At 69.8% G+C, this 12,863-nt stretch carries 13 protein-coding genes and 1 pseudogene; 3 read left to right on the top strand and 11 right to left on the bottom strand.

Going from position 1 to position 12,863, the window contains the following annotated elements; genetic code table 11:
• Positions 1–271: 271 nt before the first annotated feature.
• Together ACI3KY_RS18965 and ACI3KY_RS18960 are read right to left on the bottom strand one after the other, a co-directional pair.
• Positions 272–1,657, bottom strand: a complete 1,386-nt coding sequence (locus ACI3KY_RS18965; protein ID WP_404931686.1) for an alpha-hydroxy-acid oxidizing protein — start codon at positions 1,655–1,657, stop codon at positions 272–274.
• Positions 1,658–1,668: 11 nt separating this feature from the next.
• Positions 1,669–2,445 (bottom strand): FadR/GntR family transcriptional regulator, encoded by a 777-nt coding sequence (locus ACI3KY_RS18960; protein ID WP_404931685.1) that lies wholly within the window; start codon positions 2,443–2,445, stop codon positions 1,669–1,671.
• A 137-nt stretch (positions 2,446–2,582) separates the two neighbouring features.
• On the opposite strand from ACI3KY_RS18960, the gene ACI3KY_RS18955 reads away from it, so the two are divergent.
• A complete protein-coding gene (locus tag ACI3KY_RS18955) occupies positions 2,583–3,413 on the top strand; it encodes a DUF1295 domain-containing protein (RefSeq protein WP_404931684.1) in 831 nt (276 codons plus the stop codon).
• Positions 3,414–3,431: 18 nt separating this feature from the next.
• On the opposite strand, the gene ACI3KY_RS18950 is transcribed toward ACI3KY_RS18955, so the two are convergent.
• From ACI3KY_RS18950 to ACI3KY_RS18925, 6 genes are all read right to left on the bottom strand, one after another.
• Complete coding sequence (locus ACI3KY_RS18950) at positions 3,432–4,079, bottom strand: thymidine kinase (protein ID WP_404931683.1); 648 nt, start codon at positions 4,077–4,079, stop codon at positions 3,432–3,434.
• A 66-nt stretch (positions 4,080–4,145) separates the two neighbouring features.
• Positions 4,146–4,583, bottom strand: a complete 438-nt coding sequence (locus ACI3KY_RS18945) for a pyrimidine dimer DNA glycosylase/endonuclease V (RefSeq protein WP_404931682.1) — start codon at positions 4,581–4,583, stop codon at positions 4,146–4,148.
• 6 nt (positions 4,584–4,589) lie between these two features.
• Positions 4,590–6,089, bottom strand: a complete 1,500-nt coding sequence (locus ACI3KY_RS18940; protein ID WP_404931687.1) for a malate:quinone oxidoreductase — start codon at positions 6,087–6,089, stop codon at positions 4,590–4,592.
• Between the two features lie 300 nt (positions 6,090–6,389).
• Complete coding sequence (locus ACI3KY_RS18935) at positions 6,390–7,460, bottom strand: aspartate-semialdehyde dehydrogenase (RefSeq protein ID WP_404931681.1); 1,071 nt, start codon at positions 7,458–7,460, stop codon at positions 6,390–6,392.
• 167 nt (positions 7,461–7,627) lie between these two features.
• A complete protein-coding gene (locus ACI3KY_RS18930; protein WP_404931680.1) occupies positions 7,628–8,143 on the bottom strand; it encodes a GNAT family N-acetyltransferase in 516 nt (171 codons plus the stop codon).
• Between the two features lie 5 nt (positions 8,144–8,148).
• Positions 8,149–9,435: an aspartate kinase gene (locus ACI3KY_RS18925; RefSeq protein ID WP_404931679.1), complete on the bottom strand. Its 1,287-nt coding sequence runs from the start codon at positions 9,433–9,435 to the stop codon at positions 8,149–8,151.
• A 131-nt stretch (positions 9,436–9,566) separates the two neighbouring features.
• Between ACI3KY_RS18925 and ACI3KY_RS18920 the strand changes: the two genes are divergently transcribed.
• Both ACI3KY_RS18920 and ACI3KY_RS18915 read left to right on the top strand, forming a co-directional pair.
• The gene (locus ACI3KY_RS18920) at positions 9,567–10,055 is read left to right on the top strand and encodes a hypothetical protein (RefSeq protein ID WP_404931678.1); all 489 of its coding nucleotides are present in this window, start codon (positions 9,567–9,569) and stop codon (positions 10,053–10,055) included.
• Between the two features lie 191 nt (positions 10,056–10,246).
• Positions 10,247–10,495: an SCO4226 family nickel-binding protein gene (locus ACI3KY_RS18915; protein WP_404931677.1), complete on the top strand. Its 249-nt coding sequence runs from the start codon at positions 10,247–10,249 to the stop codon at positions 10,493–10,495.
• Between the two features lie 79 nt (positions 10,496–10,574).
• On the opposite strand, the gene ACI3KY_RS18910 is transcribed toward ACI3KY_RS18915, so the two are convergent.
• From ACI3KY_RS18910 to ACI3KY_RS18900, 3 genes and pseudogenes are all read right to left on the bottom strand, one after another.
• Entirely contained in the window at positions 10,575–11,504 is a 930-nt protein-coding gene (locus ACI3KY_RS18910; protein WP_404931676.1) for a DMT family transporter, read from the bottom strand.
• Positions 11,505–11,637: 133 nt separating this feature from the next.
• The gene (gene recR / locus ACI3KY_RS18905; protein WP_194413307.1) at positions 11,638–12,231 is read right to left on the bottom strand and encodes a recombination mediator RecR; all 594 of its coding nucleotides are present in this window, start codon (positions 12,229–12,231) and stop codon (positions 11,638–11,640) included.
• Positions 12,232–12,234: 3 nt separating this feature from the next.
• Positions 12,235–12,863 (bottom strand): annotated as a pseudogene (locus ACI3KY_RS18900) (DNA polymerase III subunit gamma and tau); the annotation flags it as partial.

The following is a 12,863-nucleotide window of genomic DNA, read 5'->3' as shown; positions in this document are numbered from 1 at the left end:
GACCGAAGGAAGGCCACGCTCGTTGAGCGAGGGAGCGCCAGCGACCGAGACGAAACGCCCCGGGCTGCGCGACTGCGCCGGGTCCCGCGCGTTTCGTCTCGCTCGTTCCTCGCTCGCTCAACGACCGAAGGAAGGCCACGCTCGTTGAGCGAGGGAGCGCCAGCGACCGAGACGAAACGCCCCGGGCTGCGCGACTGCGCCGGGTCCCGCGCGTTTCGTCTCGCTCGTTCCTCGCTCGCTCAACGACCGGGCGTCGGGTGACGAGACGAGTTCAGGCCTTCGTGCTCTTCGCCGCCGTGGTCTTCGCGGGGCGGGATGCCGCGGCATCCGCCTTGCCGTTCGCCGTCGTCCGCGGAGCCCGCGCCGTCGCACCGGACGCGACGCGCACGCGCGGCGCGCCACCGCCGACCGCCTCGGCCGGTGCGCCCGCGAGGGGCATCAGCCGCGTGAGCTGGGTCACGTGGCGCGGCTCGAGCTCGGCGATGGTGGAGACGCCGAGCAGCTTCATGGTGCGCTCGATCTCGCTGCGGAGGATGGCGATGGTGCGGTCGACGCCCTGGCGCCCGCCCGCCATGAGGCCGTAGAGGTACGCACGGCCGATCAGGGTGAACTTCGCGCCCAGCGCGATCGACGCCACGATGTCGGCGCCGTTCATGATGCCGGTGTCCACCATGACGGTCGCGTCCTTGCCGACCTCGCGCACCACCTCGGGCAGCAGCCGGAACGGGATCGGCGCGCGGTCGAGCTGGCGCCCGCCGTGGTTCGACAGGATGATGCCGTCGACGCCGGCGTCGATCAGGCGCTTCGAGTCGGCGACGTTCTGCACACCCTTGACGACGATCTTGCCCGGCCAGATGTCACGGATGATCGCGAGGTCGTCGTAGCTGATCGTCGGGTCCATCGCGGCGTCCAGCAGCTCGCCGACGGTGCCGCCGGTGGTCGACAGCGAGGCGAACTCCAGCTTCGGCGTGGTGAGGAAGTCGTACCACCACCACGGCCGGGGGATGGCGTTGATGATCGTGCCCAGCGTCAGCTGCGGCGGGATCGAGAAGCCGTTGCGCTTGTCGCGCAGGCGGGCGCCGGCGACCGGGGTGTCGACCGTGAACTGCAGCGTGTCGAACCCGGCGGCCGCGGCGCGGCGGGCCAGCCCGTACGAGATCTCGCGATCGCGCATGACGTACAGCTGGAACCAGTTGCGCCCGTGCGGGTTCGCCTTCTTCACGTCCTCGATCGAGGTGGTTCCGAGGGTCGAGAGCGTGAAGGGGATGCCGGCGGCCCCGGCCGCACCCGCACCGGCGGTCTCGCCTTCCGTCTGCATCAGGCGCGTGAAGCCGGTCGGCGCGATGCCGAAGGGCAGCGCCGACGGACCCCCGAGGATCTCGGTGGACATGTCCACGTGCTCCGCCGGCCGCAGGATGTCGGGGTGGAACTCGACGTCTTCGAACGCCTGGCGCGCGCGGGCGAGCGAGAACTCGCCCTCGGCGGCGCCATCGGTGTAATCGAAGGCCGCCTTGGGCGTGCGGCGCTTGGCGATCGTCCGCAGGTCGTGGATCGTGAGTGCCGCCTCGAGCCGGCGCTTGCGGCCGTCGAGTTCGGGCTTCTTGAACTGCATGAGCTCGAGCAGCTCTGCAGGCTTGGGGAGCTGGCGCTGGACCATGGGAGTGCCTTTCAGGAGGTCGGATCCGCCGGAGCGGAACCGAGGACGGAGTCGGCGGGCGCGGAGCGGGCGAGGCCTGCCGATGAGTAGTAGCCGACGATGTGGTCATGGACGAGCGTGCGGGCGCGAGTGGCATCGCCTGCGTCGACGGCGTCGAGGATCGCGTGGTGCTCGTGGCGCAGGCGGTCGGCCGCGGCATCCCATTCCGCAATGCCGGCGGCGCCCGCCTGCACGTACGACTCGATCGCCGTGCGCAGGCCCGCCATCATCGCGGCGATCACGACGTTGCCGGATGCCTCGGCGAGAGCGAGGTGCAGCTGAGCGTCGAGCGAGAGGAACTCGGGTGCCGTGAGGCCGGCGGCGTCCATCGCCTCGAGCACCTCGCGGGCGCGCGCCGTCGACAGGGCCGGATCGGTTGCCACAGCGTCGACCACGGCGGATTCGAGCACGAGGCGGGTGGCGACGACGTCATCGAAGGGGAACCCCTGCGCGGCAACCTGCAGTCGCAGCAGGGCCGACATGCCGCCCTCCGGCGTGGCGATGATGATGGCGCCCGACGTCGGTCCCGAACCGGTGCCGGTGCGGATGAGACCCATCACCTCGAGCACCCGCAGCGCTTCGCGCACGCTGGAACGGCCGACCCCGAGGGTCGTTGCGAGCTCGCGTTCGGGCGGGAGCCGGTCGCCGGGGCGCAGGATGCCATCGAGCAGGTCGGTCTCGATCTTCTCGAGCACGACGCGCCAGGCGCGGGCCGGCGCGAGCGCCGGCGTCGTCGGGGTCCCTGCCACGGATCTCCTCATCGATGTCGGATCCGCATGCCCTCCTCTATGAAGTGCATGGTGTGGTCAGACCACGATAACGTGTGGTCCTACCACAGACAAGCGGAGTGACGCGGGATGTGGTCCTGGACCAATACTCTGACCCCATGGAACCCCTCCCCCTCGTCCTCATCGTCGCGGGCGTCGCCGCCGCGTTCTGCTGGATCACCTCCCTCATCACCAACGAGACGTCGTGGATCGACCGGATCTGGTCGATCGTGCCGGTGATCTACGTGTGGATCTTCGCCGCAGCGGCCCTCGCCGCGGGAGTCGACGCCACGAGGCTCGTCGTGATGGCCGTGCTCGTGACGGCGTGGGGTGTGCGGCTCACATTCAACTTCGCCCGCAAGGGCGGCTACACCGGCATGGAGGACTACCGCTGGGCGGTCCTGCGCGGGCGCATGAAGCGTTGGCAGTTCCAGGTGTTCAACCTGCTCTTCATCGTGGGGTTCCAGAGCGCTCTCCTGGTGCTCATCACGCTGCCCGCCTACATCGCGTGGGAGCACCCGACGCCCTTCAACGGATGGGATGCCGCGTTCTCGGTGATCTTCGCCGCGTTCCTGGTGGGCGAGACCGTGGCCGACCAGCAGCAATGGGCCTTCCACCGGGCCAAGAAGGCGGCCGGCGGCACCCTCGAGCCGGGCTTCCTGACGACGGGCCTGTTCGCCTACAGCCGCCACCCGAACTTCTTCTTCGAGCAGGCGCAGTGGTGGGCGTTCTACGCGCTCGGCGCGGTGGCACTCGTCGCCGACGGCGGGAGCTGGCTCAACTGGACCATCGCGGGGCCGGCGCTGCTCACGGTGCTCTTCATCGGCTCGACGATCTTCACCGAGTCGATCTCGGCCGCGAAGTACCCGGCCTATCGCGACTACCAGCGCGCGACCTCGATGCTGGTGCCGCTCCCCCGCCGCCGCGGACGCGCCCCCGAGACCGCCTGAGCGCCGTCCGCCGGGGCGTCATTCCAAACGCCCGCCGGACGCACGCAGGTAGTCCTCGGCGCACAGGGACTCGTACGTGACGCGGTCCGCGCTGAGCTCATCGATGGCGACCTGGTCACCGTCGAACACGAACCGGCCCCCGACGAGGCGGGCGTTGAAGAGAGCCTTGCGACCGCAGCGGCAGATCGTCTTGAGCTCTTCGAGGCTGTGGGCGAGCTCCAGCAGCCGTGCCGAGCCGGGGAACGCCTGCGTCTGGAAGTCGGTGCGGATGCCGTAGGCCAGCACGGGCACGCCGTCGAACACGACGATGCGCAGCAGGTCGTCCACCTGCTCGCGGGTCAGGAACTGCGCCTCGTCGATGAGGAAGCATGCGACATCGACCTCGTGCTCCTCGGATTCCGGGACGAGGGTGGCCGCAGCATCCGCCCTCACCCGCGCGCGATGCTCGGCGAATAAGGTACGGATGTCGTCGTCAGGACCGACGAGGAAGTCGACCGTGCGCTTGACGCCGAGGCGACTGTCGATCTGGTCGGCACCCTTGGTGTCGATGAGAGGCTTGGCGAGCAGGACGTGCTGCCCGCGCTCCTCGTAGTTGTACGCGGCCTGGAGAAGCGACGTCGACTTGCCGGAGTTCATCGCCCCATAGCGGAAGTAGAGCTTGGCCACGGATCGAGCGTAGTCGGTGGCGGCGGCACCGTCCGCCGCAGCCCCCGCGCGACCGGTGGGACGGATTCAGGAGCTGGCCACTCCACGCTCCCATGACTCGATCGCCCCGGGGCGCTCGACGAAGCTCGGCGCCGGCGTGGCGGTATCGGGCACCCGCGGCAGCCACTCCGGGTCGCGGAGGGACGCTTTGGCGCGCAGGTGGCCCAGCTCGAAGCTCAGCTGGCCGGAGGTGACGGGGATGCCGGGGGCCGCGGCATCCGGTCGCAGAACGCGTGAGCCGTCGAAAGAGTAGCCGCGCGTTGCCGCCTCGGCACGAAGGCCGCTGAGGTAGTGGCCGATCGCGTCGAGCGGCTCGTCGACCGCCCGGAACCGCTCGAGCTGCGGGTGCCGCGTGTAGCCGCGCGTGTTGCCCGCGAGCACGGCCTGAGCGAGGAGCCCCTCGCGCCAGCACGCCACCAGAGCTGCGCGGTCGAGGATCGACGGATGCAGCGACCACAGCCTCATGGCGGACTACGCGGTGAGGGCGAGCGCCTCCGCCGTCTCGCCGAGCAGCTCCTCCGCGACCTCGGGACGCGCGTTGAGCGTGTCGCCGTACGTCGGGATCAGCTCGCGCAGACGTGGCTCCCACGCGTCGATGCGGTCGGGGAAGCACGTCTTGAGCAGGCCCAGCATGATCGACACGGCGGTCGATGCGCCCGGCGACGCACCCAGGAGACCTGCGATCGTGCCGTCCGCTCCGGTGACGACCTCGGTCCCGAACTGCAGCACGCCGCCCTTCTCCGGGTCCTTCTTCATCACCTGGGCCCGTTGGCCGGCCTGGATGATGTGCCAGTCCTCGTCCTTGGCCGTCGGCATGAAGACGCGCAGGCTGTCGACCTTCTTGGCGTGGTTCTTCAGCAGCTCGCCGACGAGGTACGTGATGAGGCTGGGGTTGTCCCACGCGACCTTGAGCATCGGGCCCAGGTTGTGGGGGCGCACCTGGCCCACGATGTCGAACCACGAGCCGCTCTTGAGGAACTTCGGGCTGAACGTCGCGAAGGGGCCGAAGAGCAGGGACGCCTCGCCGTCGACGACACGGGTGTCGAGATGCGGCACCGACATCGGCGGGGCGCCCACCGATGCCTGCGAGTACACCTTGGCCTTGTGCTGGGCGACGACGGCCGGGTTCGAGGTCTTGAGGAACTGCCCGCCGATCGGGAAGACGCCATAGCCGGCGATCTCGGGGATGCCCGACCGCTGCAGCAGCTTGAGCGCCCAGCCGCCGGCGCCGACGAAGACGAACTTCGCGCGGATCTCTCCGGGCGTGCGGCCGACGGTGCGACGGTACTTGACGCGCCAGGTGCCATCGGGCAGGCGCTTCAGGCGGCGCACCTCGGTGTTGAGGCGGACGTCGGCGCCGTTCTCGGCGAGCTTGTCCATGAGCTGGTGGGTCAGCGCACCGAAGTCGACGTCGGTGCCTGCGGGCATCCGGGTGGCGGCGAACGGCTCGCCCTTGCGGCGCTTCTGCATCAGCAGCGGTGCCCACTGGTTGATGACCCGCGAGTCCTCGCTGTACTCGATGCCTGCGAAGAGCGGCTCGTCCTTCAGGGCCTCGTAGCGCTTCTTAAGGTAGGCGACATCCTTCTCGCCCCGCACGAAGGTCATGTGCGGGGTCGAGTTGATGAAGGTCGACGGGGCGTCGAGCACGCCGGCTTCGACGAGCGACGACCACAGCTGGCGGCTCTGCTGGAACTGCTCGTTGATCGAGATCGCCTTCGCGGGGTCGACCGTGCCGTCCTTGCCCTCGGGCATGTAGTTGAGCTCGCAGAGCGCCGCGTGGCCGGTGCCGGCGTTGTTCCAGGGGTTCGAGCTCTCCTGCGCGACATCGCTCAGCCGCTCGAAGACCGCGATCTTGAGGTCGGGCTGCAGCTGCTGCAGCAGCGTGCCCAGCGTCGCACTCATGATGCCGCCGCCGATGAGCAGAACGTCGACCGTCCCCGTGGGGAGATCGCTGTCGTCAGGGCTGGGCAGGGCGTCGGAGGGCGTTTCGGTCACCAGATGATTCTAGTTCCGCCGGAAAGCACCCCTGACCGGGCGGGCGCTCCTCTCCGGAAAGTCTCGGTGTTCTTGCCGCAACGACAAGCGCACCCGCCGCTCGCTCGCGTCTCTCGACGCTCGTTCCCACGCCCTCACACGCCACCCCCCTGCTTCGTCCGTCGTATATGTACGCGAACCGCCGCGCGGGGCGTGCATATACGACGGACGAACAGGGAGGGAAGCGGATGCCGCGGCTCGCGGCATCCGCTCCCCCTGGAGTCGTCGGAGCGCCGGTCAGGCGGTGACGCCCAGATTGACCGCGACGAGTTCCGCGATCTGCACGGCGTTGAGCGCCGCTCCCTTGCGCAGGTTGTCGTTCGAGATGAACAGCACGAGACCCTTGCCCTCGGGCGCGGACTGGTCGGCACGGATGCGGCCCACGTAGCTGGGGTCGGTGCCGGCGGCCTGCAGCGGCGTCGGAACCTCCTCGAGCTTCACACCGGGCGCGGAGGCGAGCACCTCGCGCGCGCGGTCCGGCGTGATGTCGCGCGCGAACTCCACGTTGATCGACAGCGAGTGTCCGGTGAGGACGGGCACGCGCACACACGTGCCGGCGACGCGCAGTTCGGGCAGCTCGAGGATCTTGCGGCTCTCGTTGCGGAGCTTCTTCTCCTCGTCGGTCTCGTTGAGCCCGTCGTCGACGAGGTCCCCGGCGAACGGGATGACGTCGAACGCGATCGGCGCGATGTACTTCTCGGGCTGCGGGAAGTCGAGGGCCGCGCCGTCGCGGGCGAGGCGCTCGACGTCGCCCTGCGCGAAGACGCCCTCGAGCTGACCCAGGAGCTCCTGGACGCCCGCGAGACCCGAGCCGCTGACAGCCTGGTACGTGCTGATGATGAGACGCTCGAGACCGGCCTCGGCATCGAGGACCTTCAGGATCGGCATCGCGGCCATCGTGGTGCAGTTGGGGTTCGCGATGATGCCCTTGCGCGCCTCGGCGATCGCGTGCGGGTTGACCTCGCTGACGACGAGCGGCACGTCGGGGTCCATGCGCCACGCGCTGGAGTTGTCGATGACGACGGCGCCCGCCTCGGCGAAGCGCGGCGCGTGCGCACGGCTGCCGGTGGCGCCGGCCGAGAAGAGGGCGATGTCGATGCCGTCGAGCTCGGCGGTGGCGACATCCTCCACGGTGACGGCCTTGCCCTGGAAGATGACGTCGGATCCGGCCGAACGGGCCGTCGCGAAGGCGCGGATCTCCCGCACCGGGAACCCGCGCTCCTCGAGAATGTCGATCATCGCGCCGCCGACCTGGCCGGTGGCGCCGACGACGGCGACGGAGAGTCCTGAATCGGAGATGCGGGTCATGGGTGAGTCCTCAGCGTGGGTACGAGCGTGAAGCGGACGCGCGGGCACCGTCGGACGCGCGGGTTTCGGCGATTCTACCGCCGTGCACCGGCGCCTCGGTCCGCCGTTACATCTGTCGTGCGACGGATGCCGTGGGTCGCGGCATCCGCTCGCTCGCGTGCCTGCGATCAGGCTGACGGCATGCGCAGCTTGAAGCCGACGTGCGAGGGCGTGTAGCCCAGGCGCTCGTAGAAGCGGTGGGCGTCGGCACGCGCGGCATCCGAGGTGAGCTGGATGAGGGTCGCTCCCAGCGCGGGTGCGGCGACGTCGGCGACCCAGCGCATCATCGCCGCCCCGATCCCGGAGGAGCGGCAGTCGCTCGCGACACGCACGGTCTCGACCTGCAGGCGGTCCGCACCGGCACGCGCGAGCCCCGGGATCACGGTCAGCTGCATCGTGCCCACGATCCGGCGGTGCGAGACCGCGACGAGTTGCGCGTTGGCCGGGTCGGCGGCGATCCGCTCCAGAGCGCGCGCGTACGCCGGCCGGTTCTCCTCGAGGCCGCTGTCGCCGCGCGCGGCGCTGATCGGGTCGTCCGACAGGAGCGCCATGAGGGCGTCCAGGTCTTCGGTGCCTGCGGTGCGCAGCGTGACGACGCCGGCCCGCGTCGGGAGGTCGACCGGAAGGGCGAGGCCCGAGAGCACGGGGATCAGCGGCCGGTGCCGGCGTAGACGGTGGCTTCGCCCTCGCCGTCCAGGCCGTAGGCGGTGTGCACGACGCGGGCGGCCTCGGCGAGGTCGTCGCCGCGCACCACCACAGAGATGCGGATCTCGGAGGTGGAGATCATCTCGATGTTGATGCCCGCGACGCTCAGCGCCTCGAACAGCGTGGCGGAGACGCCCGAGTGCGTGCGCATGCCCGCACCGACGACAGACAGCTTGCCGATCTGGTCGTCGTGCACCAGGTTCTCGAAGCCGATGTCGGACTGGTCGCCGACGAGCGCCTTGAGCGCCGTCGCGGCGTCGGTCTTCGGGAGGGTGAACGAGATGTCGGTGCGGCCGGTCGCGGCGGCCGACACGTTCTGCACGATCATGTCGACGTTGGCACCGGACTTCGCGATCACCTTGAAGATCTCGGCCGCCTTACCCGGCACGTCCGGCACGCCGATGACGGTGATCTTGGCCTGTCCGAGGTCGGTGGCGACCCCGGCGACGATCGGCTCTTCCATCTCTTCTCCCTTTTCGCCCTCGGGGATGCTCATCCCCGGGCCGAGCACATAGGTCCCCACGCTCGAGCTGAACGTGGAGCGGGCGTGGATCAGCACGCGATGACGCCGCGCATACTCGACGGCGCGGATGTACAGCACCTTCGCGCCATTCGCGGCGAGCTCGAGCATCTCCTCCGCGGACACGACGTTCAGCTTCTGGGCCTTCGGCACCACGCGAGGGTCGGCGGTGAAGATGCCGTCGACGTCGCTGTAGATCTCGCAGACGTCGGCCTCGAGTGCTGCGGCGAGGGCGACGGCGGTCGTGTCGGAGCCGCCGCGGCCGAGCGTGGTGATGTCCCGGGTGTCGCGGTTGAACCCCTGGAAGCCGGCGACGATGACGATCGCGCCCTCATCGAGCGCTTCACGCAGGCGGATCGGCGTGACGTCGACGATGCGCGCCGAGCCGTGGTCGGCGGTCGTGATCATGCCCGCCTGGCTTCCGGTGAACGAGCGCGCCTCGAAGCCCATCGAGTGGATCGCCATGGCCAGCAGCGCCATCGAGATGCGCTCACCGCTCGAGAGCAGCATGTCGAGCTCCCGCGGAGCGGGGATAGGTGCCACCTGTCCGGCGAGGTCGAGCAGCTCGTCGGTCGTGTCGCCCATCGCGCTCACGGCGACGACGACGTCGTGGCCGGCACGGCGCGTGTCGACGATGCGCTTGGCGACACGCTTGATGCTCTCGGCATCGGCGACCGACGATCCGCCGTACTTCTGGACGATCAGCGCCACATCGAACTCCACGCGTATGTCAGGGGGCGAGAACGGATGCCGCACCAGAGCTTCTGCACTTCACCCGACGCTCCATCTTACGGACGCTCTCATGCGCCTCCCGCCATGTGTCCCGGCACTAGCATCCGAGCATGGAGCAGATCGAGGCGTGGTCGGAGTTCAACGTCGCGATGGTCGGCGCGACGGCAGCCCTGGCCGGCCTCGTGATCGTCGCCTCGAGCGTCAACATCGCCGAGATCATCAAATCGAACACACTGACCGCGCGCCTCGCCGCGGCGATCGCGGCGCTGGTGCTCGCCATCATCGTCACGGGGGTCGGTCTCGTTCCGGGCGTCGGCATGCTCTGGTACGGAGTGGTGATCGGGGCGTCCACGCTCGTCGCCGCGATCTTCCAGGTGCACGCGACCCTCGTCATCGTGCGAGACCCCGATCCCGAGCATGTCGGGCGCCTTCTCAAGACGGTGCTGGGATTCGCGCCGATCATCGCCTACGCCGCCGCGTCCATCGCCCTCCTCCTCGGGCAGCCGGCGGGTCTGACGATCGCCGCGGCAGCAACGCTGCTGGCCATCGTGTCGGCCATCGTCGTGTCGTGGGTCGCGCTCGTCGAGGTGCTCCGCTGACACGGTGACCGATGCCGGCCATCGTGCCGTACACGGTCGACAGCGGCCGTCGGCGCCCGCTTACTGCGAGCGCGTACCGCAGCATCGAGACCCGCGTCGCCGGGTGCACCCCTGTACTTCCTACCCCCGCCGGAGGACACTGGGCGCTGAGCTCGCCGTGGGGCGATGCCGCTGGGGAGGGGGGCACCATCATGCCCACATTCATCGATATCCATGAGGGTTTCGTCGGGGTCGACCAGGCCGGCCTGCAAGCAGCGCACGACGCCGACCTCGCCATCGAAGGAGAGGAAGGCGTCCACTTCGAGAAGGCGTGGCTCGACCCGGTTTCGGGCAAGGCCTTCTGCCTCTCGACCGGCCCGTCGAAGGAAGCCATCCAGCGCGTCCACGAGCGAGCCGGCCACGGCACGCTCGAGGTGTACGAGGTGCCGGTGGAGGTCTGATCGCAGGGGACCGCCCGAGGCGGTCGGGTCGCGGTGCCGCCGCGCCCGTCAGGCGTGCGGCGAATCGTGAGTCGCTCGCTCAGGCAGACGGCACGGGCGGAAAGTCGGCACCGGGCTTGTCCGCGCGCAGGCGCCCGCCCGTCGCCGCGAGCCAGCACCCCAGCACGACCAGCGGGAAACCGATCAGCAGGCCGACAGTCAGCGGCTCGCCAAGGATCAGCGTGCCCAGCACGATCGCCACGACCGGGTTGACGTAGGTGAAGAGCGGCGCCCGAACGGGGCCCACGCGCGCGATCAGCGCGAAGAACGTGATGAACGCCAGCGCCGTGCACAGCACCGCGAGTGCGACCAGGGACACGGTTCCCTGGACCGTCGGAACCTCGTGCTGGGTCAGGAACGCGATCGGCGTGTAGAAGATCCCCACCGCGAGGAGGGCGAGGGTGATCGAGCCGAGCGATGGCACATCGCGCAGCTTCGTCGCGATGACGAACGGTGCGATCGCGTAGAGCAGTGCGACCAGCAGCACCTCGCCGACGGCGATGAGGCCGCCGCCGCCCTCGATGGCGAGCCCCGGGCCGGCGACGATCACGAAGACACCCACGAAGCCGACGAAGAGTCCGATGCTGCGCGCCGGGCTCAGGACCGAGCGGTCGCCGCCGCCGAACGCGATGATCGCGGCGAACAGCGGGACCGTCGCGACGAGGAGGCCGGTGAGGCCCGACGGCAGTGTCTGCTCGGCATGACCGAGCAGCAGGAAGGGCCCCGCCATCTCGATGGCGCCGAACAGCAGCACCCACCCGATCTTCGCGAACGCCGGACGCAGCGCCTTCTGCTTGAGGGCGAACGGCAGCAGGATCAGTGCGCCGAGGAGCGTCCGGCCCGCCACCACGGCGGCGGGCGAGTACGACTCCACGGCGATGCTGATGAACAGGTACGGGATGCCCCACAGCACCGCCATCGCAGCGAACAGCAGCCACGCACGCGTGTCGAAGCGCTGCGAGGAGTTCATATGGTTCTTCCCGTCGATGGATGGCAGCCGCGGCACAGATCGAGGCAGCCTCGGGATTCAGCATCCGCGGATCGGCACCTCGCCGCCAGGCGGCCGACGGCCAATCTACGGCGGAGTTCCGACATCCGTCGAGTCAGACGGAGCGTCGTCCCTCGAAGGCACGGCCCAGGGTCACCTCGTCGGCGTACTCGAGGTCGCCGCCGACCGGAAGGCCGGAGGCCAGCCGCGTGACCGAGATCTCGAGCGTGTGGAGCAGCCGGCTGAGGTAGGTCGCCGTCGCCTCGCCCTCGAGGTTGGGATTCGTGGCCAGGATGACCTCCTGCACGGTGCCGTCGGCGAGCCGCTGCATGAGCTGAGTGATGCGCAGATCGTCCGGACCGATGCCCGCGATCGGGCTGATCGCGCCGCCCAGCACGTGGTAGAGGCCACGGAACTCGCGGGTGCGCTCGATCGCGGCGACGTCTTTGGCGTCTTCCACGACGCACACCAGCGTCTGGTTGCGGCGCGGGTCGCGGCAGATCGAGCAGCGCTCCTGTTCGGAGACGTTGCCGCAGACCTCGCAGAAGCGAACCCGTTCGCGCACGACGCTGAGGAGCTCGGCGAGGTGCGACACGTCGAAGTTGGGCGTCTGCAGGATGTGGAACGCGATGCGCTGCGCCGACTTGGGGCCGATCCCGGGCAGGCGGCCGAATTCGTCGATGAGATCTTGGACGATGCCGTCGTACATGGGTTAGCTGAACCTCGTCGGCGGCTCGTAGGGTTCCTCGCGCACGAAGGTGGCGCCGAGCACCTGACGCACCACCGCCTCGCCGTAGCGCTGGACTCCGCCGTTGCGCGTTGTGACCACCGGAGCCAGCGGTGGGGCGACCGTCGGCGGCACCTTGACGTCGGCGACGGCATCCGGCTCGTCGTCGAGCTCGTCCTCGTCCTCGTCTCGCTCGATGGAGGGGACGACCTCGGTGGAGGGAAGCACGTCTCCTTCACGCGGGGGCGCGAGCGTCGCGACGCGCGCGACCGAGGTCGCCGCGTCTTCGGGCTCGTCGTCGACCGCGAACTGGCCGGGCGTCTCCGTGGGCAGCGCAGCCGGACCCGGGTCGGGCGGCGGGGCGTCATCGTCGGAAGGGATCGCAGCGACGGCCCAGTCGGTCACCGGAGCGGCCGCAGCCGACATCGTCGATGGACCGGCGGATGCCGCGGCACGAGGTGCGGGCGCCGATGCCGATCCGCGCGGGGCGGGAGCGGATGCGGAGGCACGCGGTGCAGACGCGGTCGAGGGGTGCCCAGCGGCCGGGGCGGCAGGCGCCGACGCACCCACGCGCGCAGCGGGTGCGACCTCCGGCGCGGAGGTCTGCGGTGCGG

Source organism: Microbacterium sp. ZW T2_14 (assembly GCF_044987405.1).
In the GTDB taxonomy this organism is placed as follows: domain Bacteria; phylum Actinomycetota; class Actinomycetes; order Actinomycetales; family Microbacteriaceae; genus Microbacterium.
The sequence above is the reverse complement of the archived record's forward strand: the minus strand, read 5'-3'. Positions and strand labels throughout refer to the sequence as shown.

Bases quoted from the DNA above. Each gene is read 5' to 3' on its own strand.
- ACI3KY_RS18965 (WP_404931686.1), bottom strand. From the start codon at position 1,657: ATGGTCCAGCGCCAGCTCCCCAAGCCTGCAGAGCTGCTCGAGCTCATG.
- ACI3KY_RS18955 (WP_404931684.1), top strand. From the start codon at position 2,583: ATGGAACCCCTCCCCCTCGTCCTCATCGTCGCGGGCGTCGCCGCCGCG.
- ACI3KY_RS18945 (WP_404931682.1), bottom strand. From the start codon at position 4,583: ATGAGGCTGTGGTCGCTGCATCCGTCGATCCTCGACCGCGCAGCTCTG.
- ACI3KY_RS18935 (WP_404931681.1), bottom strand. From the start codon at position 7,460: ATGACCCGCATCTCCGATTCAGGACTCTCCGTCGCCGTCGTCGGCGCC.
- ACI3KY_RS18920 (WP_404931678.1), top strand. From the start codon at position 9,567: ATGGAGCAGATCGAGGCGTGGTCGGAGTTCAACGTCGCGATGGTCGGC.
- ACI3KY_RS18915 (WP_404931677.1), top strand. From the start codon at position 10,247: ATGCCCACATTCATCGATATCCATGAGGGTTTCGTCGGGGTCGACCAG.
- ACI3KY_RS18910 (WP_404931676.1), bottom strand. From the start codon at position 11,504: ATGAACTCCTCGCAGCGCTTCGACACGCGTGCGTGGCTGCTGTTCGCT.
- recR (WP_194413307.1), bottom strand. From the start codon at position 12,231: ATGTACGACGGCATCGTCCAAGATCTCATCGACGAATTCGGCCGCCTG.